The sequence below is a fragment of the Mycobacterium sp. KBS0706 genome (genome assembly GCF_005938675.2).
Taxonomy (GTDB): Bacteria; Pseudomonadota; Alphaproteobacteria; order DSM-16000; family Inquilinaceae; genus Inquilinus.
In genome coordinates this window covers 1-20251 of sequence record NZ_VCCH02000046.1, presented here as the reverse complement: position 1 = coordinate 20251, position 20251 = coordinate 1, and the positions used below count along the sequence as shown (strand labels likewise).

Annotated in this window: 16 protein-coding genes and 1 pseudogene; 12 read left to right on the top strand and 5 right to left on the bottom strand. The window is 67.5% G+C overall.

Translation table 11 applies throughout. The annotated features are described in order from the left end of the window. Window positions 1–25: 25 nt before the first annotated feature. On the bottom strand, window positions 26–931 hold the full coding sequence (locus FFK22_RS23430) for a glycosyltransferase family 2 protein (protein WP_221938796.1): 906 nt from the start codon (window positions 929–931) through the stop codon (window positions 26–28). A 592-nt stretch (window positions 932–1523) separates the two neighbouring features. On the opposite strand from FFK22_RS23430, the gene FFK22_RS23425 reads away from it, so the two are divergent. The 7 genes from FFK22_RS23425 (at window position 1524) to FFK22_RS23395 (ending at window position 9452) form a co-directional block, all read left to right on the top strand. Beyond that, window positions 1524–2447, top strand: a complete 924-nt coding sequence (locus tag FFK22_RS23425) for a hypothetical protein (RefSeq protein WP_186002617.1) — start codon at window positions 1524–1526, stop codon at window positions 2445–2447. Then, window positions 2444–3823, top strand: a complete 1380-nt coding sequence (locus FFK22_RS23420) for a hypothetical protein (protein ID WP_138888926.1) — start codon at window positions 2444–2446, stop codon at window positions 3821–3823. Before FFK22_RS23425 ends, FFK22_RS23420 begins: the two co-directional genes overlap by 4 nt. Before the next feature lie 168 nt (window positions 3824–3991). Next, entirely contained in the window at window positions 3992–4732 is a 741-nt protein-coding gene (locus FFK22_RS23415; protein ID WP_186002616.1) for a class I SAM-dependent methyltransferase, read from the top strand. Between the two features lie 46 nt (window positions 4733–4778). Further along, window positions 4779–5771, top strand: coding sequence for a UDP-glucose 4-epimerase GalE (gene galE / locus FFK22_RS23410; RefSeq protein WP_138888928.1), 993 nt, complete (start codon window positions 4779–4781; stop codon window positions 5769–5771). 116 nt (window positions 5772–5887) lie between these two features. Beyond that, window positions 5888–7348 (top strand): oligosaccharide flippase family protein, encoded by a 1461-nt coding sequence (locus FFK22_RS23405; RefSeq protein WP_138888929.1) that lies wholly within the window; start codon window positions 5888–5890, stop codon window positions 7346–7348. A gap of 147 nt (window positions 7349–7495) precedes the next feature. After that, entirely contained in the window at window positions 7496–8440 is a 945-nt protein-coding gene (locus tag FFK22_RS23400; RefSeq protein ID WP_186002615.1) for a polysaccharide pyruvyl transferase family protein, read from the top strand. A 13-nt stretch (window positions 8441–8453) separates the two neighbouring features. Then, window positions 8454–9452, top strand: coding sequence for a glycosyltransferase (locus tag FFK22_RS23395; RefSeq protein WP_138888931.1), 999 nt, complete (start codon window positions 8454–8456; stop codon window positions 9450–9452). A gap of 197 nt (window positions 9453–9649) precedes the next feature. Here the strand turns inward: FFK22_RS23395 and FFK22_RS43130 are convergent, their stop codons facing one another. Beyond that, window positions 9650–11281 (bottom strand): glycosyl hydrolase family 28-related protein, encoded by a 1632-nt coding sequence (locus tag FFK22_RS43130; protein ID WP_186002614.1) that lies wholly within the window; start codon window positions 11279–11281, stop codon window positions 9650–9652. 199 nt (window positions 11282–11480) lie between these two features. Here FFK22_RS43130 and rfbC point away from each other — a divergent pair, with 199 nt between their 5' ends. From rfbC to FFK22_RS23365, 5 genes are read left to right on the top strand one after another with little or no spacing between them, the layout of a single operon-like run. After that, window positions 11481–12041: a dTDP-4-dehydrorhamnose 3,5-epimerase gene (gene rfbC, locus FFK22_RS23385; protein ID WP_306770158.1), complete on the top strand. Its 561-nt coding sequence runs from the start codon at window positions 11481–11483 to the stop codon at window positions 12039–12041. After that, window positions 12038–13072 carry a dTDP-glucose 4,6-dehydratase gene (rfbB, locus tag FFK22_RS23380; protein WP_138888933.1) on the top strand — a complete coding sequence of 345 codons (1035 nt, stop codon included), beginning with the start codon at window positions 12038–12040 and terminating at the stop codon, window positions 13070–13072. The genes rfbC and rfbB overlap by 4 nt, the downstream gene beginning before the upstream one ends. Further along, window positions 13069–13923 carry a dTDP-4-dehydrorhamnose reductase gene (gene rfbD / locus FFK22_RS23375; protein WP_138888934.1) on the top strand — a complete coding sequence of 285 codons (855 nt, stop codon included), beginning with the start codon at window positions 13069–13071 and terminating at the stop codon, window positions 13921–13923. The genes rfbB and rfbD overlap by 4 nt, the downstream gene beginning before the upstream one ends. Window positions 13924–13975: 52 nt before the next feature. Then, the gene (locus tag FFK22_RS23370) at window positions 13976–14803 is read left to right on the top strand and encodes an NAD(P)-dependent oxidoreductase (RefSeq protein WP_138888935.1); all 828 of its coding nucleotides are present in this window, start codon (window positions 13976–13978) and stop codon (window positions 14801–14803) included. Next, window positions 14800–15762, top strand: coding sequence for a dTDP-glucose 4,6-dehydratase (locus FFK22_RS23365; RefSeq protein ID WP_186002613.1), 963 nt, complete (start codon window positions 14800–14802; stop codon window positions 15760–15762). The genes FFK22_RS23370 and FFK22_RS23365 overlap by 4 nt, the downstream gene beginning before the upstream one ends. A 49-nt stretch (window positions 15763–15811) precedes the next feature. On the opposite strand, the gene FFK22_RS23360 is transcribed toward FFK22_RS23365, so the two are convergent. The 3 genes and pseudogenes from FFK22_RS23360 to FFK22_RS23350 form a co-directional block, all read right to left on the bottom strand. Beyond that, window positions 15812–17719 carry an ABC transporter substrate-binding protein gene (locus FFK22_RS23360; RefSeq protein WP_138888937.1) on the bottom strand — a complete coding sequence of 636 codons (1908 nt, stop codon included), beginning with the start codon at window positions 17717–17719 and terminating at the stop codon, window positions 15812–15814. Between the two features lie 144 nt (window positions 17720–17863). Next, entirely contained in the window at window positions 17864–18988 is a 1125-nt protein-coding gene (locus FFK22_RS23355; RefSeq protein WP_138888938.1) for an acetate/propionate family kinase, read from the bottom strand. A 1-nt stretch (window position 18989) separates the two neighbouring features. Further along, window positions 18990–20251: pseudogene (locus FFK22_RS23350) on the bottom strand (phosphoketolase); the annotation flags it as partial.

Below are 20251 nucleotides of genomic sequence, written 5' to 3'. Positions count from 1 at the left end.
CCGGGCGCGCGGCGGCCTGCGCCGGTCAGGCCCAGTAGCGCCGGTTCAGGCTGATCCGGCGCTTCAGCGGGCGGGGAATCCGCGCCTCGCGGCGGCCGCAGTGATAGGCGGCGAGCTTGATCGCGGTGCGCAGGATGGCCGACGGGATGGCCTTGGGCTCATGCCGGGCCAGGTGGCGCAGCTCGGACTGCACGAAGCGCCGCCCTTCGCCCTCGGCCTTGCCGAAACGCTCCAGCAGCCAGGGCGCGCGGGCGTGCATCACGCCGACGTCGAAATAGCGGCGGAACTCCTCGCCCAGGCCATAGCTGTGCGAATGGTGCACCTGGGCCTCGGCGACATAGGCCTTGGCCCAGCCCGACAGCAGCATCCGGCCGGTCGCCGCGGCGTCCTCGCCGAAGATCGTGCCGGAGGGGAAGCCGCCGACCATCTCCAGCGCCCGCCGGCGATAGGCGGCGAAGGAGTTGGAGCAGAAGGTCGCCTTGATCCCGGCGGCCGCGGCGTCCTGCGGGCGCAGCACGACGCTCTCGGGCGGGTAGTTGAACAGCCGGGCATGGGCCTCGATCGCCCCGGCGCCATGATGCGGCAACTGCCGGCCATAGGCGACGCCGACCTCGGGGTCGGCAAAGGCGCCGACGATGCGGGCGATGGTCTCGCCGTCGGCCGGCACCGCATCCTGGGTCAGGAAGACGATCACCTCGATCCGCGGCGACAGGCGGTTGACCGCGCGCTGACGGGTGCCGCCGTGGTCGAACTGCGCCCGCGGAATGACGACCACCTCGGCGCCGGCCGCCCGGAAACGGTCCACCGTGTCATCGGTCGAGCTGGAATCGATGACGAGGACGGTCCGCGGCTGGAAGGACTGTGCCTGCAGGGCCGGGAGCAGGGAGTCGAGATGCTTGGCCGCGTTCAATGTCGGAATGACCAGCGCCACACGATCCTCGGCGATCCTCGACCCGATCCCAGGCGATGCCTTATCCGCGTCGAAGGACATCATGCCCGTCCCGTCATCTTGTGCAACGCAACATTAGTACGGCAATCCGGCATCGTGAACCAGTCGTATTCATTCCTAGAAAAGGCAAAAAGCACCGCATTCTCGCCCCGCTACACGCTGAACAGTGAACTCCATCCTAAACACCCCAAGCCGGATATCGATCCGGCGCCGCTGGCGCCCGCACCGGCCAAGTCGGCCTGCACTGGGTCAGGGCGCCAGACAACATCCCTTGATCGGCGGCGTTGCAGTCCGGAGAAGCATCCGGCTGGCAAGAATCGGCAAAAATGCGGCAAGATTAAGGTAATTCCTTTGTCTTTACTGGCCTGACGGGGCCTTCTTATTTTCAAGTGAAGTTTTGATCTGCCCATATAGACATCGTTAGGGGTGTGAGGCAATATCCCGCCGCCGTCGAAGGATGCCGATGCCGGTCCGGTGCCGGTCCTGCCGCCGACGCGCGGTGATCGAAGTTGTACGAAGCAGCAACGTCCTGCGTTGCGCCTTTTTTGCAAACAGTCTGGATAACGGCCATCTTATGCGTTGGTTGAGCGCCCCCTTCCGCTGGTATCGTTCGGCTTATTTCGAACGCCCCTGGCTGTTCATTCTCGTGACGCTGATCCTGTGCGAGGCCGCCGCGGTGGCCTTCATCCTGGTCAGCCCGAAGAAATACACGGCCTCCGCGATCATCATGCCGATCATCGCCGACAAGCCCGACCAGCGCCTGCTCGGCGGCGGTTCCGGCGAAGGCGTGGCCAACCTCCTCTTCGGTGGGCAGAAGGTGCCGCCCGAATTCGACCGGTTCATGCAGACGCTGGCCAGCACCACGCTGTCCGAGCGCCTGCTGCAGGATCCGGAGTTCCTTCAGGCCTTCTTCGCCAATGAATGGGATCCCGAGACCCGGAGCTGGCGGCCGCCGGGGGGGCCGGTCGCCTGGGTCAAGTCGCAGGTGGCGAAGGCCACCGGTCTGCCGCCCTACATCCCGCCCAACGCCGACCGGATCCGCGACGCCATCCAGGACAACCTCAACATGAAGTCCGGTGTCGCCAGCAACGCCCAGGTCGTCACCTACGATCACACCAACCCGCAGGCGGCGCTGTATGTGCTGCGCACCGTCATCGCCGACAACGACCAGGTCAACCGGGAGCAGATCGCCAACCAGATCTCGTCCCTGATCAGCCGCATCAACGCCCTGCTGTCCTCGACCACCGATCTCACCATGCGCGACACGCTGATCCCGCTGCTGGTCGAGCAGCGCCGCCGGCAGCTGGCGGTGCAGGGCGACACGCCCTTCGCCATCGACGTGATCGACCCGCCTTCGGTTTCGGTCGCGCCCACCTCGCCCAAGCCGCTGCTGTTGCTTGTCGTCATCGGCGTCTTCGCGATCTTCGCCGCCTCCTCCGCGTTGATCTTCCGCATCACCCTGCGCGGGCTCGGGGATCTGGCCAACGCCACGCAATGACTGTCAGCGACGGCTATCTCTACAGCTTTTCGTGGAGCCTGCCGGGCTTGTCCTGGATGGGCTTCGTCCTGCTGCTGATCGCCACCACCAAGCTGCTGACATTTTTCGTCTGGCCCAACATCCGGAACGTGCCGTTCATCCTGTCGGTTCCGTTCGTCGTCATTGCCGTCGGTTGGGGCTCCTTCTACTGGACCAGCCAGTATGTCGCCGCGAGCGGGATGGAGCAGGGCGCCGCCGAATCCTTCATCGCCATCCTGTCGATCGGGGCGGCAGTCACCTGCCTGGCGGCGGTCGCGACGATCCGGGCGCTGGCCGCCCCGCGCGGCTTCGCGGTGTTCAACGGCCTCATGATCGATTCCGTGAATCGCGGGGCCGGGCTGCTCCTGTTCATCGCCGCCATGCTGATGCTGGCCGGGGCGGCCGTCTTCATCGGCGGGTTCTACATGCTCAGCGGCATCATCCCCGCCTTTGCCGAAAACCCCCTGGTCGCCAAATATTTCGCCGGCGAATACACCGCCCGGGCAGCGCCCTACATGCCGCTGTTCCGGGGCGGCATGGTCCTGTACCAGGTCGGGGTGCTGATCGGGATTCTGCTGCTGCCCAGCCGGCTCAATGTCGGGCGGATCATGATGTTCCTGCTGGTGGGCCTGCTGGGCTTCGCCGTCCTGCTGGCGCTGCTGTCGCTGCGCCGCGGCGCCGCCGCCCAGCCGATCCTCGAAGGACTGCTGATCCTGCTGGTGGTCCGAGCACGCCTCGGCTGGATCATCGTCGGCGTGGCGGTCTATCTGACGGTCTTCACCTTCGGCTCCGCCGCGAACCAGATCCTGGTCTATGTGCTGGGGCTGAAAAACGAGGTCGGGCTCGACGCGATCATCAAGGGGCTGTCGGACATCCACGACATCCTGTGGTTCGTGGACGCTTACCACAAGGCTGGGCCGCCGCCGACCATGGGCATGACGGTGTTCGGCGGGCTGGTGCCCTATGACTTCCGATGGAATCCCGGCAACTACACGAAGTGGATCATCGGCGCCGATCTCAACACGGGGTCGGGCGGCTTCCGGCTGCCGATGTCGCTCTGGGGGTATGACGCCTTCGGCTATGCCGGCCTCGTGCTGTGGTCGGCAGTCGACGGGTTCGCGATCGTGATTCAGGCCTTCCTGTTCCGGCTGGTTGTCGAGAAGGGCGGCAACCGGTATGTCCTGGCGATCAACGTCATCACCTACAAAGCCGTTTCCCTGATCTGCAGCAACCTGCTGCAATGGAAGATCGATGACCTCCTGGTGATCATCCTGTTCCTGATGCTCCGGCTGGCCCCGGCCATGACCCGGATGCTGGGGCGCAAGCAGGCGAAGAAGATAGAGCCGCAAACGGGTTGAGGCGTGTGGCGATGGGGAGGCACGCTTCGTCGACGGCCCGGGAAGGTGGGATTTATGAGCATCAAGCAGACTATTAAGAACATTGTCCCGGCGCCGGTTTTTTCCGTCATCAGGGACGTGCCATGGGCAATCCGGGACTTCGTCGACCGCGGCTCGCAGGACGAAGTGATGCCGCCGTTGCGGCTGATGCGCGACGGGCCGCGGGGCCGCGATGTCTGGACCCAGAACGGCCAGGAGGCTCTGCGCTTCTACCGCGACGTGCTGCGGCTCGACCGCAGCGCCGTCATGCTGGATATCGGCAGCGGCATGGGGCGCAAGACCATTCAGCTGCTGTCCTATCTCGACGAGAAGGCCCGCTACATCGGCCTCGATATCGACCGGGACCAGGTCCGCTGGTGCAGCCGCAACATCACGCCGCGGAACTTCCGGTTCACCTTCATCCATGTCGACCTGTTCAATAAGTTCTACAATCACGCTGGCGCCATCCCGCCGTCGAAGTTCGTCCTGCCCTTCCCGGACAACTCCTTCGACGTCGTCTCGCTGTGGTCGGTCTTCACCCACATGTATCCGGACGACGTGGCGCATTACCTCTCCGAGATCGGCCGCGTGCTACGCCCCGGCGGCCAGCTGGCGTCGTCATACTATCTGATCAACGATGACTCCCTGGCCGCTCTGAAGAACGGGAAGACCGACCTGACCCTGTATCCGGGCGACCGCTACTGGACCAACAATCCGAACATCCCGGAGGATCTGACCGCGCTGGACGAGGCCTGGCTGCGCGGCGCCTATGCGGCAGCGGGCCTGACCATCGAGACCGTCCTCCGCGGCGCCTGGACCGGTGCCAAGGTCGATCCGGGCCTGATCAGCATGAACCGGCAGGACATCATCGTGGCGCGGGCCGCGGCCTGAAGCCGCGGTCCATTCCCGCCAGCCATCTCCCAGAGGTCGTAAACCGATGAGTATCAGCAGCCGCGTCGTTCTCGTCACCGGCGGCGCCGGCTATATCGGCAGCCATGCCTGCAAGGCGCTGGCGGCCGCCGGCTTCGTTCCGGTCGTGGTCGACAACCTGTGCCGCGGCCATCGCGACTTCGTCAAATGGGGGCCGCTGGAGGACGTCGATATCAGCGACGGCGCGGCGCTCGACCGGGTGATGGCGCAGCACCGGCCGGTGGCGATCCTGCATTTCGCGGCGCTGACCTATGTCGGGGAATCGGTCGGCGATCCCGCGATCTACTACCGCAACAACGTCGCGGGATCGCTGTCCCTGCTCGAGGCTGCCCGGCGCCACGACATCCGCCATATCGTCTTCTCCAGCACCTGCGCCACCTACGGCCTGCCGGAGCGCATGCCGATCGTGGAGGACACGCCGCAGGCGCCGATCCACCCCTATGGCGCATCGAAGCTGATGATCGAGCGCATGCTGGCGGATTTCGCCGCGGCCTACGGCCTGCGCTGGGCGGCGCTGCGCTATTTCAACGCCTGCGGTGCCGACCCCGATGGCGAGGTGGGGGAGCGGCACGACCCCGAGACCCATCTGATCCCGCTGACGCTGATGGCGGCTGCCGGCCGGCTGCCCCATATCCGGCTGCTCGGCAACGACTATCCGACCAAGGACGGCACCTGCATCCGCGACTATATCCATGTCGCCGACCTGGCCGATGCCCATGTCCGCGCCCTGCGCTACCTGCTCGACGGCGGCACGCCGCGGGCCTTCAACCTCGGCACCGGCATCGGCCACACCGTGCTCGACGTCATCCGGACGGCCGAGCGCGTCACCGGCCGGCCGATTCCGGTGGAACTGGCGCCGCAGCGCTCGGGCGACGCGGCGGAGCTGGTGGCCGACCCGTCCCTCGCGGCGTCGGTTCTCGGGTTTCGCGCCGCCTTCGACCTGGAAGAGTCGATCCGGACGGCCTGGAGGTGGTACCAAAGCGAGATCGGCGGGGCGTGACGCCCGGCGATGCGGCCTCGTCGATGAACACGTGACGAGGCGGGTGGGACAGCAGACGACACGCCGTCTTCGGTCCGGCGACGGTGCGTGACCAGTTGGGCGGATCTGGCGGATCAATGTCGAAGAGATTGGAATCCCGCGTGATGCGGGCCGCGCCCTGGGCGGTCGCTGAGGCGGTGTCCAACGCATTGTCGGGCGTGGCCTCGATCTTCGTGGCGGGCTGGTTCCTGTCACCGGCGGATATCGGCCGCGCCGGCATCGCCATCGGGCTCGTCATGCTGCTCGGCCTGGCGACCGGCCTGGGCATCCAGGAATCCCTGATCCGCCATCGCTCGGTCCATGCCAGCGTCACCGACACCGCCTTCACCGGCCTGATGGCGCTCGGGGTCGCCGGCGTCGCCCTGTGCTGGTTGATCGCCGCCCCGGTCGGCTGGCTGTTCGACGACCCGACGCTGTTCCTGCTGCTCGGCGTGACCGGCTTCCTGCTGCTGCTCAACGCGGTGATGGCGGTGCCGACCGCGCTGCTCACCCGCAAGATGCGGGCGAATGTGCTGACCCGACGGATGATGCTGTCGCGGATCTCGCAGGTCGTCGTCATCGGCGTCCTCGGCTGGCTCGGGGCCGGGGCCTGGGCCATGGTCGGCGGCGTGCTGATCTCCAACGCGCTGTCCGCCATCGTTTTGTGGCGAGCCATGCCGCGGGTGCCGCGACTGCGCTTCGACTGGCGCGAGTTCCGGTCGCTGGCGTCGTTCGGCGGCTCGATGAGCATCGAGCAGTTGCTGTGGCAGGGCACCACCCGCATCTTCGCGCTGCAGGTCGGCTATTTTCACGGTGCCGTGGCCCTTGGTTACTTCCAGTTCGCCCAGCGGCTGGTGGAGGAGGTCGGCAACCTGATCCAGGGTAATGTCGTCCGCTTCGGCCTGTCGTTCTTCGCCGATCTCGACCGCAACGACCGCGACGCGAACCGGGCCTTCCTGACGGCGACCAGTCTGCTCACGGTCGCCGGCGGCGTGCTGTTCATCGGATTGGCCCTGGTGGCGGATGATCTGGTTCCCCTGGTCTTCGGCCGGCAATGGCAGCCCGCAGCGCCGCTGATCCAGATCTTCGCCGCGGCCTGGTTCTTCCTGCTGTCCCGGGCCCTGGCCGGGCCGCTGCTGCGGGCCAAGGGCCATCAGAACGTCATCGTTCCCTATGCCCTGGTCGCCTGCGTGATCACCTTGACCAGCGGCTTCATCACGGCCGAGCAGGCGCTGGTCGTCGTGGTGCTCGGGTGGGCCGCCCGCAATCTTGTCTCGCTGCCCTGGGGCTTCCTCCTGGTCAGCCACTATGCCCGGATTCCGGTCCGGAACCAGCTCCGGGCCGTCGTCCGGCCGCTGGCGCCGATGGCGGCGATGACCGCCGCGGTCCTGCTGACCCAGCATCTGCTCGCCGATGCGCCGGCCGTGCTTCGGCTGGTGGCGGCGATCCTGGCCGGGATGGTCACCGCGGCGGTCACCGTGCCGCTGTTCAACTGGAAGATGATCCGGGGGCTGCGCGAGACGGTCGGCCGGCTGCGGGTCGGCGGCACCGGGGCGTGACGCCGGCGATGCGCCACGGCATTGCCATCTTTCCCGGCTCTATTCTATAACCCCGTCGAACTCTCGACGCGGATTGCTATATATCTCTCCGTTTGATCAATAGGGCGAGTCTCTCGGGCTCGGAAGGCGCGGTTCAAGATGCATGGCATGGATTATCTGAAGAGCCGCCTTTCCGTCATCGATCAATATATAAAGCCCGGCAGTCGAATTCTATATATCGACTATCCGCTGCACTTCAATGTTGGTGACCTGCTGATCCTCAAGGGAACGGAAGCGTTCTTTGAGGATCGACGGTACGACGTGATCCGCCGTTATTCGTATTTCGGCTTTCCGTGGCACGAGCGCAACTTCCCGGTGGTGCCAAAGGATGTGACGATCGTGCTGCATGGCGGCGGCAATTTCGGCGACATCTACTATCCGCACCAGCTTTTGCGGCAGAAGATCATCAACCATTATCGCGATCACCGGATCGTGATTTTCCCGCAGACCATGCATTTCAGCGATCCGGCCAAGATGCGCCTGGCCGCCGAGGTCATGGCGCAGCACAAGGACCTGCACTTCCTGGCGCGGGACCAGCGGACCTACGACGTCTTCCGGCGCGAATTCTCGAACAATGCCGAGCTGTGCCCGGACATGGCGCATTTCCTGTGGGGCAAGCTGCCGCGCAAGGCCGCCGGGGCCACCGGCGGCGGCACGCTGTGGATGATGCGCCGGGACGAGGAGACGGTCGCCATCCCCGAGATGTTCCGGGGCCAGATCGACCAGCCGCTCGACTGGCCGGACTTCACCACCCGCCAGGATCGGATGATCCAACTGCTGACCCGCAGGACCGACCAGGTCAACGGCGTGACCGGCCGCAAGCTGGTTCCGGTCGAACCCTTCTGGTACGGCTACAGCGACCGCGTGGTGGCGAAGTCGGTCAAACGGATCCTGGCCTATGACCGGATCGTGACGTCGCGCATGCACGGCCACATCCTGGCCTGCCTCCTGGGCATGAAGACGGTGCTGCTGGACAATTCCTACGGCAAGAACTCGACCTATTTCGAGGCGTGGACCAACCGCGTCGACGATTGCGAGCTGTTTGCGGCCTAGAGACGGGGAAACGATGCAGGTCTCAACGCCCAAGCTGTCGGTCATCATTCCGACCTACAACGTCGAAGACTACGTCCAGGAGGCGGTCGATTCGGTGCTCCGGCAGACCGCCCCGGTGCATGAGATCATCATCGTCGACGACGGCTCGACGGACGGAAGCGGGCGGCTCGTCGACCGGCTGTACGGCGATGTCCCGAACGTCAGGATCCTGCACACCAGGAACTGCGGCCTTGGCGGGGCCCGCAACAACGGGGTCGCGGTCGCCACCGGTGACTTCATCTACTATCTCGACTCGGATGACGTGCTGGACCCGGATTTCGTCCGGTGCTTCTACGACGTGCATAGCCGGCATCCGGGGATCGACCTGTTCTGCTTCTCGACATTCTCCTTCACCGGCCCGGCGGAGACTGCGGCGAATTCGGTCGAGGTCCGCTACAACCTCGGCCTCGAAGGCCCGTTCCCGAGCGGCGAGGATGCCTTCAATGCCTTGTGCCGTCGGCGGCGCTTCTTCCCCATGGCCTGGATGTATGTTCATCGCCGCTCCGTCTCGCGCGACAACGGCATCGAATTCCTGCCGATCCTGCACGAGGATGTCGAATACACGCCACGGCTGTTCATGAAGGCGGGGCTGACCTATCTCAGCAGCCGGGACTTCTATCTCTGGCGCATCCGGCAGAACTCGATCTCCTTCAGCAGGCTGACCGAACGCCATGTCATCGGCTATGTCCGCTCGATGGAGGCTGTACAAGGCCTGATCGACGCCCCCGGGCTGAAGCCCGAGACGTACCGGAACCTGCGCCGCTACAAGACTCGCCTGCTGGGCATCGCGATGGGGCTGGTGCGCTCGGGCGATTTCCCGCTCGATCATCCCGAGCTGCACACGGTGCCGGAGATGGCCCGGCGCCTCGCCTGGACCGATCCCAAGCTGTTCCTGGTCACCCATTGCTTCCCGGCGTTCCAGGCGGCGAAGGCGGCCAAGCGGATGCTGCGCCAGGCCCGGCGCAGCGCCTGACGCCTACGCGCCCGCCGCCTGGTGCAGGGCGCGGCGGACGCCCTCGGCGCAGCGGTCCCAGGTGAAGCTGCGGCGGTGAGATCGCCGTGCAGGGTCGCACGGATCGGATGCGAAAGGGACGGGGGCACCCCCCCATCAGACGGACATGGCAGCTTCCTTCGCCGCCGGCCTGAACCGGCCGGGGGCATTGTGGCGGATCAGTGGCCCATGCTTTCCGACACGATCTCGACCACGATCTTGCCGGTCCCGTTGACGCGGAACTCGGGGCTCTTGCCCGCCGGCCAGCGCATCTCGATCTTGCCGCCATCGGCGGCGTTCTGGTCCTGCAGGACCGCAAGCTGGTCCGCCTTTTCCTGGTCGCCGGCCCGGGTCAGGCGGGCATGCAGCGCCGGGCCCTGGCCGCCGCGGCTGACGATGTAGACCTGGCCGCTGCCCTGGGTCATCGGCTGGTCGAACACCGGCTGCCATTCGCCGCCGGCGACCGTCCGCGTCTCGTTGAACATGCGGAACTGCGTGTCCGGGGTCGCGGCGTTCGAGACGTCGAGGCCGTTCGGCTCGAGCAGCACGCGCTGGGTCGACGGGTTGCCGATATAGAGCCGGTCGGCAACGTTCAGTCCCCCCGTCCGGCAGTTCTGGAAGCTCGCCTTCATGGCGCCGGAGCTGGGGTCGGTGATCACGAGCTCGGGCACGAAGGTGACGCTCCGGAAATGGGCCCGGGACACGAACTGGCCGCTGTTGTTGGCCACGTCGTCGTCCAGGATCCGGCCCTTCGAGCCCTTGCCGTCGGTGACGAACTCGTCGCCGGTCGAATCGATCCCGGCGAAGTACCGCCCGCCGAAGATCGCCACGTTGCTCTCCTTGCCGGTGGTGATCCACATGGTGCCGCGGGAGGTGATGCTGTTGATGTGGCCCTTGCTGGCCGGATCGGTCCAGACCACCCGGCCCGACTTGGCGTTGCTGTAGAGATAGCAGCCGTTGAAGGACAGCAGGTTGACCGAGCGGCCGAGCACCTGGATGCCGTGTCCGCCACAGGCGCTGAAGCGCGCATTCTGGCAGTCGACCACCAGCTTGGCGCCATACCAGACGCAGCGGTCGAAGCTGACGATCCCGCCGGTGCAGTCGGCGCTGATGGCGATGGCGTCGCCATCGGCCGGCTGCGGCATGCGCACGATGCAGCCGACGAAGCTGGTATCCTCGTTGTGCAGCGCCTGCCAGCCCATCGGGCCGGCATAGTTCTCGACCCAGATGTTCTCGTACCGGTTCAACTGCGCCTTGCCGAGGCCCTTCTGCCAGCCGGTGTCGATGCCGCCGCACTGGCCGTTGCCGTCGACCAGGAAGGCACGCAGCAGCAGCCCGGCGGTGGCCTGGGCGTTGAGCACGAAGCCCTGCGTGCCCGGCTTGGCCTTCAGCCTGGAGCTGCGCCCGTCGCCCGCGATGGCGGGGGCGTGCATCGATTGCTCGCCGTCGGTCCGGTTGGTGCCGAAGCGCAGATTGCCCACCAGATAGGTGCCGCTCGACAGGTAGATGGCCCGGTGGGTGTCGAACGCCCGTTGGATCGCCTCGGTGTCGTCGGTGGCGCCGTCGCCCTGGGCGCCGAACCAGCGGACATCCACGGCACCTTGGGCCAGGCGGATCCACCGGCCGGCCGCTGCCGAGCCGCGGAACACCAGCCCGCCATCCTCCTGGGCGTCCGATTTGGCGTCCCAGGCGAACTGGCCGCCGCCGCCGTCGCCCGGCCGGTGATAGCCGAGAGCCAGCGCCGCGCCGGAACCCTCCAGCGTCGCCAGGTCGGCGACAGTCTCAATGCAGGTCAGCGCAACGGTCGCCACGGCAGCCTCCGTCCGGATCGTCTCGTGCTTTAACACCGGCTGATCGCGATTGTGCCACGGCGTCGCCGGCCGCGACCGAATGCCCGGGGCGTCCTGTCGTCGAGCCGCGAATCAGCCATGTCGACAACGGCAGGCATCCGCACTAGGTTGCAGCGCCTTCGGCTGCGTGTTGGTTTCGTGGGGACAAATCTTGGTTCAGGTGGTTGGGACCGATATCGAAGACGTCAAGCTGATCAAGCTGCGCGTGTTCGGTGATGAGCGTGGCCGCTTCTTCGAGACCTGGAGCCTGCAGAAGTTCACCGAAGCCGGGCTGCCGATGAATTTCGTCCAGGACAACCAGGCCAGCAGCGCCGCCGCCGGCACCATGCGCGGCCTGCATTACCAGACCGCTCCGAATTCCCAGGGCAAGCTGATCGGCGTGATCCGCGGCGCGATCTTCGACGTCGCCGTCGACATCCGCCGCGGCTCGCCGAGCTTCGGCCGCTCGATCGGGGTGACCCTGACCGCGGCCGAGCCCTCGCGGCTGTGGGTCCCGGCCGGCTTCGCCCATGGCTATGTCACGCTCGAGCCGGACACCGAGGTGGTCTACAAGGTCACCTCCGGCTACGCGCCGCAGGCCGAGGGCGGCATTCGCTGGGACGACCCGGAGCTCGGCATCGACTGGCCGATCCCGCCGGCCGGGATGACCGTCAACGACCGCGACCGCAGCTGGCCGCGCCTCGCCGACGCCCCCGCCCATTTCCAATACGGTGCAGCATGACCACCCTCGTCACCGGCGGTGCCGGCTTCATCGGCTCGGCCCTGGTTCGCCAACTGGTCGCCGACGGCGAGACCGTCGTCACCGTCGACAAGCTGACCTATGCCGGCAATCTCGACAATCTGGCGGGGCTGGACGCGACCGGCCGGCATCGCTTCGCCCAGGCCGACATCTGCGACGTCGACGCCATGCGGGCGCTGTTCGCCGAGCATCGGCCGGACATCGTCTACCACCTGGCGGCCGAGAGCCATGTCGACCGCTCGATCGACGACCCGCTGGCCTTCGTCCGCACCAATGTCATGGGTACCGCCAGCCTGCTGGATGCGGCGGTGAAGTATTGGCGTGGGCTGCCCGACGGCAACGGCTTCCGCTTCCTGCACGTCTCGACCGACGAGGTCTATGGCGAGCTCGATGCCACCGGCCTGTTCTCCGAGACCAACCCGTACCAGCCGAACTCGCCCTATTCTTCCAGCAAGGCCGGCTCCGACCATCTGGCCCGGGCCTGGCACCGCACCTACGGCCTGCCGGTGATGGTGTCGAACTGCTCGAACAACTATGGCCCGTACCAATATCCGGAGAAGCTGATCCCGGTCGTCACCCTCAACGCGCTCGAGGGCAAGGCGCTGCCGATCTATGGCAAGGGCGAGAACGTCCGAGACTGGATCCATGTCGACGACCACGCCGCCGGGCTGCGGGCGATCATCGCCAAGGGACGTCCGGGCGAGACCTATCTGGTCGGCAGCCGGTCCGAGCGCACCAACATCGACCTGGTGCGCCAGATCTGCCGTATCCTCGACGAGCTGCAGCCGGTGGCGCAGCCCTATGAGAGCCTGATCACCCACGTCACCGACCGGCCGGGCCACGACGCCCGCTACGCCATCGACCCGACCAAGGCGGAGACCGAGCTGGGCTGGCGGCCGAAGCACAGCCTGGAGCAGGGGCTGCGGGAGACGATCGCCTGGTACATCGCCAACCGGGACTGGTGTGCGCGGGCCGGCGAGCGCAGCCGCATCGGCCTCGGGCACGCGGCATGACGCTCGTCATTCTCGGCGCCGGCGGCCAGGTCGGGCGCGAGCTGTCTGATCTGGCCCGGGCGCAGGGCCTCGACGTGCGGGCATTCGCGCGGTCGGAGGTCGACATCACCGACGCCGCCGCGGTCGCCGCGGTCGTCCACGGCGCCGATTTCGTCGCCAACTGCGCCGCCTACACCGCGGTCGACAAGGCCGAGGCCGACCGCGACCAGGCCTTCGCCGTCAACGCCACCGGGCCCGGCGTGATCGCCCAGGCCTGCGCCGAGGCGGGGGCGGCCCTGCTGCACATCTCGACCGACTACGTCTTCCGCGGCGACGGCGACCGGCCGTGGCGCGAGGACGACCCGATCGCGCCGCTGTCGGTCTATGGCGAGAGCAAGGCGGCCGGCGAGGCGGCGGTGCGGGCGGCGCTGCCGCGCCACGTCATCCTGCGCACCGCCTGGGTCTTCGCCGCCCACGGCCACAACTTCGTCTGCACCATGCTGCGGCTCGGCGCCGAGCGGCCGGAGCTGCGCGTCGTCGCCGACCAGCGCGGCGGCCCGACCGCGGCGGTCGACATCGCCGCCGCGATCCTGGCGATCCGCGAGCGCGCTTTGGCGCCCGGCTTCGACGGCTGGGGCACCTTCCACTTCGCCGGCGCCCCGGCCACGACCTGGCACGGTTTCGCCGTCGCGATCTTCGCCGAGAAGGGCGGTGCCGCCCCGGTGCTGCACGCGATCGCGACCTCGGACTATCCGACCCCGGCACGGCGGCCGTCGAATTCGGTGCTGGATTGCGGCAAGATCGGCCGGGTGTTCGGGCTGGCGCAGCCCGACTGGCGGCGCGCGCTCTCTGCCATGCTGCGGACGCAATAGCGACGCAGAAAAAGGATGGGCCGGGGGGCCGGGTCTGTGTGGGGGTGGATGCGTGGCTGACGTGCTGGTGATCGGGCGGTCGAGCTTTCTCGCCCGCAGCTTCATCGAGGCCCATGGCGCCGACGGCATCCGCCACGCCGCCTGGGCCGATGTGGCGCGGCCCGAGACCTTCGACGGCATCGGCTGCGTCATCAATTTCGCCCTCGACCCGCGCTATATGCGCGAGGCCTATGACCCGGCGTTCGACTGCGACCGTACCCTGGCCGAGGCGATCGGCCGGGCGCAGCGCGACGGGCGGATGCCGGCGGATGCGCATGCGGTGATGATCAGCACCCGCAAGGTCTACGGCCCGGCCGGGGACCAGCCGCTGGTCGAGACCCGGGTGCCGGCGCCGCAGGACGCCTATGGCCGCAACAAGCTGGTCACCGAGGACCTGCTGCGGGACCGGTTCGGCCCGAACCTCACCATCCTGCGCCTGTCCAACGTCTTCGGCTTCGAGGACGTGCCCGGCCGCCGCACCTTTCTCGGCATGCTGCTGCGGTCGCTGCGCGAGGAGGGGGTGATCCGCTACGACGTCAACCCCTTCACCCCGAAGGACTTCCTGCCAGTCGAGGCGTTCGCCGCGGCGCTGGTCAAGGTGGTGGAGGCACGCCCCGGCGGGCTGTTCAACCTCGGCTCCGGCGTGGCGCTCGAGGTCGGCTGGCTGGCGATGTGGATCCTCGAAGGCTACGGCCGCGGCAGCCTCAGCATTATCGATCCGTCCATTCGCGATGCGTTCACGATGGATGTCGACCATTTCGTCGCGCGCTTCGGCCCCGTCGCCGATCGCGACGGTATCCGTGCGGCCTGTCTGGCCATTGGAAGGAGACTTGGGGGTTGAACAAGATCGTCATCACCGGGGCCGCCGGCTTCCTCGGCTCGCATCTGGCCGACCTGTTCGTGGCGCGGTACCCGGAGGCCCGCTTCGTCTTCTTCGACAAGATGACCTATTCCGCGGATATCGAGAACATCGTGCACCATCTGCACGACCGCCGGCGCCAGCTTCTGGTCGGCGATATCTGCGATCCGGAGTTCTGCCGCCAGGCGACGGCGGGGGCCGATCTGGTGATCCACGCCGCGGCCGAAAGCCATGTCGACCGGTCGTTCATGAACGCGACCCGCTTCGTGCACACCAACGTGTTCGGCACCCACACGCTGCTCGAGGCCTGCCGGATCAACCAGGTGCCGCGGATCATCCACGTCTCGACCGACGAGGTCTATGGCGAGGTGCTGGAGGGCGAGGTCGACGAGGACACCATCCTCAACCCGACCAACCCCTATTCGGCCTCGAAGGCGGCGGCGGAGATGATGGTCCGCAGCCTGATCCATTGCTACCGGATGCCGATCCTGATGATCCGCGGCAACAACATCTTCGGTGCCCGCCAGTATCCGGAGAAGATCATCTCCCGCTTCTGCCTGCGCCTGGTGCGGGGCGAGAAGCTGCCGATCCACGGCAACGGCAGCAATGTCCGCCACTACCTGGCGGCGCAGGACATGGCCGAGGCGATCGCCCTGATCAACGAGGTCGGCAAGATCGGGCAGGTCTACAACATCGGCTCGGACGAGGAATACACCAACCTCCAGGTCACCCGGATGATCTGCGACGCCTTCGGCGTCGAGATGCAGGAGGTGGTCGAGTTCGTCGAGGACCGGCCGTTCAACGACCGGCGCTACTCGATCTCCTCCAACAGGCTGCGCAGCCTGGGCTGGGCGCCGCGGCGCCGCCTGTCCGAGGAGATCCCGGCCATCGCCAAGTGGTACCGCGACAACGCCAAGCGCTACGAGTGGGACGAGGTGTGATCGTCTGAGGCGGCAGCGCCCGGCCGAGGGGCCGGGCGCTTCGCAGGAATCAGGACGGGTCGACCCAGAAGGTGTCGGGGTGATAGACCCCGAAATGCGCACCCGGGTCCCAGGAGAAGATGCCCTTCTCCGGCACGTTGTGCAGCCGGGCCTTGACCACGACCGGCTGCAGCACGCCCTGCACCGTGCCGATCGAGGTCACCTCGTCCGACTGGATCTTCAGCATCTCGCGGACGATGGCGTCGCGGCGGGCCGTGTCGGTGGTGCCGCGCCATTCGTCGTACAGCGCCATCAGCTTCTCGCCGAACTCGACATCCGGCTTCTCGCCGGCGCCGCCGCCGGTCTGCACATACTGGCCCCATTTCGGATATTGCAGCCAGTTCTGGTCGACCGGCGCCAGCTCCGACGGCACCGTCGTCGGGGTGATCAGGCCGTTGTCCATGCCCATCCACACCGACATCACGGTGTCGCCGGCGAAGATCCGCTGCAGGAACACGTCGCGCTGCGACTGGGCGGTGTGCAGCGCCACGCCGATCTTGGCCCAGCTCTCGCGGACCAGCTGCAGGATGTCGGCCTCGAGGCTGCGCTCGCCGGCACTCTCGACCACGATCTCCAGCCGCTTGCCGTTCGGCATCAGCCGGATGCCGTCGCCGTCGCGCTTGGTCAGGCCGATCTCGTCCAAGAGCGCGTTGGCCTTGTCGAGGTCGAGCTGGGTCCACTCCGCCGCCTGGGCGGCGTCGTAATAGGGCGATTCCGGCAGCACCGTGTTCTGGCTCGGACGGGCCTGGCCGAAGAACACGGTCTGGTTGATCTCGTCGCGGTCGATCGCCAGCGACAGGGCACGGCGGAAGCGGACGTCGCGGTTCAGCGCCCGCCAGTCGGCGTCGTTGCAGTTCAGGTTCGGATAGAGGGCGACCTCGGAGCCGAGCGCGGTCGGCCACAGCCGCACCTTGTAGCCGCCCGCCTGCTCCCCGGCCTTGAGGAAGCTGATGTTGTCGAAGCGCAGGCCGCGGGCCTGCAGGTCGGCTTCGCCGGTGCCGGTCTTGGCCGGGATCAGCGAGCCCTCGACCACGTTGACGATGACGCGGTCGAGATAGGGCAGCTGCCGGCCCTGGCCGTCGATGCGGTGGTAGTAGGGGTTGCGGACGAACACGAAGCGCTCGGCCGGGGCCTTGGTGGTGTTGATCCAGGGCTCCAGCACCGGCAGGTCGGGATTGGCCGAATCGATCAGCTTGCTGCGCTGGGTGTACAGCGCCACCCAGTTGCGGGCGCCGGCCTCCTTGGCCAGGGCCTCAAGCGCCGCGGCGTCGGTATATTTCTTGTGGAACTGCTTCAGGTAATGCGCCGGCGCGAAGATGTAGAGCGGGGTCGCCCCGGCGATCGCCGGCAGGAAGTCCGGGTTCGGCTTGGACCAGGAGTAGCGCACGGTCTGCGCGTCCGGGAACTCGACCTTCGGCTGCTCGCCATCGACCAGCAGCCGTGAATCCGGGCCGTAAGGCATCAGCTCCTTGTCCAGCGACACGTCCTCCCAGAAGTAGCGGAAGTCGTCGCTGGTGAAGGGCTGGCCGTCGGACCATTTGTGGCCCGGCCGCAGATGCAGGGTGAACACCTTCTCGCCGTCGACATCGACCGACTGCAGGATGTCCGGATGCAGCTTGAAGTCAGTGCCGTAGCCGACCAGCCGGGCGTAGCTGTAGGTGTTCATGATGCGGATGTCGCGGGCGCGGCCGGCCATCCAGGCGATCTCGCCGCCCGGCTTGCCCGGCTCCTTCTGCTCCGCCGCCAGGTCGACGACCAGCGGCGCCTGCGGCACGCGCTCGGCCACCGGCGGCAGCTTGCCGGCCGCGACATCCTGCTCATACATCGGCGTCTCGACCAGCGGCGCGGCGCCGGCCGGGACGGCAACAGCCAGCACAGCGGCCGCCGCCGCTGCTGCGAAACGAAGAATCCAGGTCATCTGCCTACCCTGTTGTGGGTTCCCACCCTGTTGCGGGTTGTGGTCGTTTCCCTCGAAGACTGGCAGTATCCGCTGCAAAGGGGCGGATTGTGAAGCCGGACATTTGGGGCAGGACGGCAGTCCGAACCCGGGCGAGAGGCCTGGTCAGCCCGGCATCGGCCGGATCTGCAGCGCCTCGTCCGCCACGACCTGCTCCTCGTCGGTCGGGATGACGAGCACGGGGATGCTGCCGCCGGGCGCCACGCCGATCCAGTCCAGCCGCTCTCGGATCCGGTCGCGGATCTCCGGCTGGTGCTCGCCGATGCCGGCGGTGAAGACCAGGGCATCGAGCCCGCCCAGCGTCACGGCGAGGGCGGCGACCGCCTGGGCGATGCGAAAGGTGAAGATGTCGACCGCCTCGTGCGCCGCCGGGTCGGCGCTGGCCAGCAGCTCGCGGGTGTCGCTGCTGATCCCGGACAGGCCGAGCAGCCCGGCGCGGTGATACAGCAGGTCCTCGACCTCCGCGACCGTCATGCCACCCGGCCCCAGCAGATGCAGCAGCACGCCGACGTCGAGCGCCCCGGGCCGGGTCGCCATCGGCACCCCGTCCAGGGCGGAGAAGCCCATCGTCGTCTCGACGCTGGCGCCGTCCTCGAGGGCGCACAGGCTGGCACCGCTGCCGAGATGGGCGACGATCACGCGGCCGGCCGCGATCGCCGCATGGTCGCGGCGCAGCGTATCGGCGATGAACCGGTAGGACAGGCCGTGGAAGCCGTAGCGCTTGATGCCGCGGTCGTGCAGCGGCCGGGGCAGGGCGAAGCGGCGCACCCGGTCTTCCTGCCCGGCATGGAAGGCGGTGTCGAAGGAGGCGGTCTGGACGATGCCGGGCCGCAGCGCGCCCATCGCCTCGATCAGGCGCAGCGCTGGCGGCTGGTGCAGCGGCGCCAGCGGCACCAGTGCCGCGATTTGCCCGAACACCGCCTCGGTGATGCGAACCGGGCCGGTGAAGGCCTCGCCGCCATGCACCACCCGGTGCCCGGCCAAGGCCAGGCCGCCGAGGCCCAGCCGATCGTCCAGCACGCACAGGCAGCCGCCGAGCACGGCCTGCAGGTCATCCGCATCCGCGACGCCGATCTCGATCGCGTCGGAAACGTTCTCCAGCCGCAGCGCCGGTGGCCGTCCCTTCAGGTCGAGCACGGCCTTGGCGCGGCGAACGGCCCGGCCGTCCCGCTCCTCGAACAGGCCGAGCTTGATCGACGACGAGCCGGCGTTGAGGGCCAGGATCTCCATGTCAGTCGAACGGCGCCGCGGTACCGCGGGCGGGCCAGCTCCAATCGACGATGTCGGGCATGTCGCGGCCGTGCTGCCGGACATAGTCGTGATGCTCAGCCAGCCGATCCTGGAACCGGCGCCGGGCCCGGTCGGCGTCGGCGCCGAGCTGCGGCAGCCGGTCGAGCGCGGCGATCGCCAGGTGGAACCGGTCCAGCTGGTTCAGCACCACCATGTCGAAGGGCGTGGTCGTCGTGCCCTCCTCTCGATAGCCGTGGACGTGGAAATTGTCGTGGTTGGTCCGCTTGTAGGTCAGGCGGTGGACCAGCTGCGGATAACCGTGGAAGGCGAAGATCACCGGCCGGTCATGAGTGAACAGGGCGATGAAATCCTCCTCCGGCAGCCCGTGCGGATGCTGCTCCTTCGGCTGCAGCGCCATCAGGTCGACGACGTTGACCAGGCGGATGCGCAGCGCCGGCAACTGCTCGCGCAGCAGCGACACGGCGGCGACCGCCTCCAGCGTCGGCACGTCGCCGGCGCAGGCGAGCACCACATCGGGGTCGCCGTCGCCCTCGTTGCCGGCCCAATCCCAGCGGCCGATGCCGGCCCGGCAATGGCTGGCCGCCTGGTCGATGTCCAGCCATTGCGGCGCGGGCTGCTTGCCGGCGATGATGACGTTGATCCGGTCATAGGTGCGCAGGCAGTGGTCGGTGACCCACAGCAGCGTGTTGGCGTCCGGCGGCAGGTAGATCCGGACGATGTCGGCCTTCTTGTTGACGACGTGGTCGATGAAGCCTGGGTCCTGGTGGCTGAAGCCGTTGTGGTCCTGCCGCCAGACATGTGAGGTCAGCAGGTAGTTCAGCGACGAGATCGGCTGTCGCCAGGGGAGCTCGCGGGTGACCTTCAGCCACTTCGCATGCTGGTTCACCATCGAATCGACGATGTGGATGAAGGCCTCGTAGCAGGAGAACAGCCCGTGCCGGCCGGTCAGGAGATAGCCTTCCAGCCAGCCCTGGCACAGATGCTCGCTCAGCACCTCCATCACCCGGCCTGCATGCGCCAGGTGGACGTCCTCGGGCAGGATGTCCTCCATCCATACCCGGTCGGTCGCCTCGAACACGGCGTCGAGGCGGTTGGACGCGGTCTCGTCCGGTCCCATCAGGCGGAAGGTCTCGGGGTTCTGACGGATGACGTCGCGCAGCAGCTGGCCCATCGCCTTCGTCGCCTCGCCGCGGCTGCCGCCGGGCCGCGGCACGTCGAGGGCGAAGCTGCGGTAGTCGGGGA

Coding starts and splice junctions, on each gene's coding strand:
- FFK22_RS23425 (WP_186002617.1), top strand. CDS start 1,524: ATGCGTTGGTTGAGCGCCCCCTTCCGCTGGTATCGTTCGGCTTATTTC.
- FFK22_RS23420 (WP_138888926.1), top strand. CDS start 2,444: ATGACTGTCAGCGACGGCTATCTCTACAGCTTTTCGTGGAGCCTGCCG.
- FFK22_RS23415 (WP_186002616.1), top strand. CDS start 3,992: ATGCCGCCGTTGCGGCTGATGCGCGACGGGCCGCGGGGCCGCGATGTC.
- galE (WP_138888928.1), top strand. CDS start 4,779: ATGAGTATCAGCAGCCGCGTCGTTCTCGTCACCGGCGGCGCCGGCTAT.
- FFK22_RS23405 (WP_138888929.1), top strand. CDS start 5,888: ATGTCGAAGAGATTGGAATCCCGCGTGATGCGGGCCGCGCCCTGGGCG.
- FFK22_RS23400 (WP_186002615.1), top strand. CDS start 7,496: ATGGATTATCTGAAGAGCCGCCTTTCCGTCATCGATCAATATATAAAG.
- FFK22_RS23395 (WP_138888931.1), top strand. CDS start 8,454: ATGCAGGTCTCAACGCCCAAGCTGTCGGTCATCATTCCGACCTACAAC.
- rfbB (WP_138888933.1), top strand. CDS start 12,038: ATGACCACCCTCGTCACCGGCGGTGCCGGCTTCATCGGCTCGGCCCTG.
- rfbD (WP_138888934.1), top strand. CDS start 13,069: ATGACGCTCGTCATTCTCGGCGCCGGCGGCCAGGTCGGGCGCGAGCTG.
- FFK22_RS23360 (WP_138888937.1), bottom strand. CDS start 17,719: ATGACCTGGATTCTTCGTTTCGCAGCAGCGGCGGCGGCCGCTGTGCTG.
- FFK22_RS23355 (WP_138888938.1), bottom strand. CDS start 18,988: ATGGAGATCCTGGCCCTCAACGCCGGCTCGTCGTCGATCAAGCTCGGC.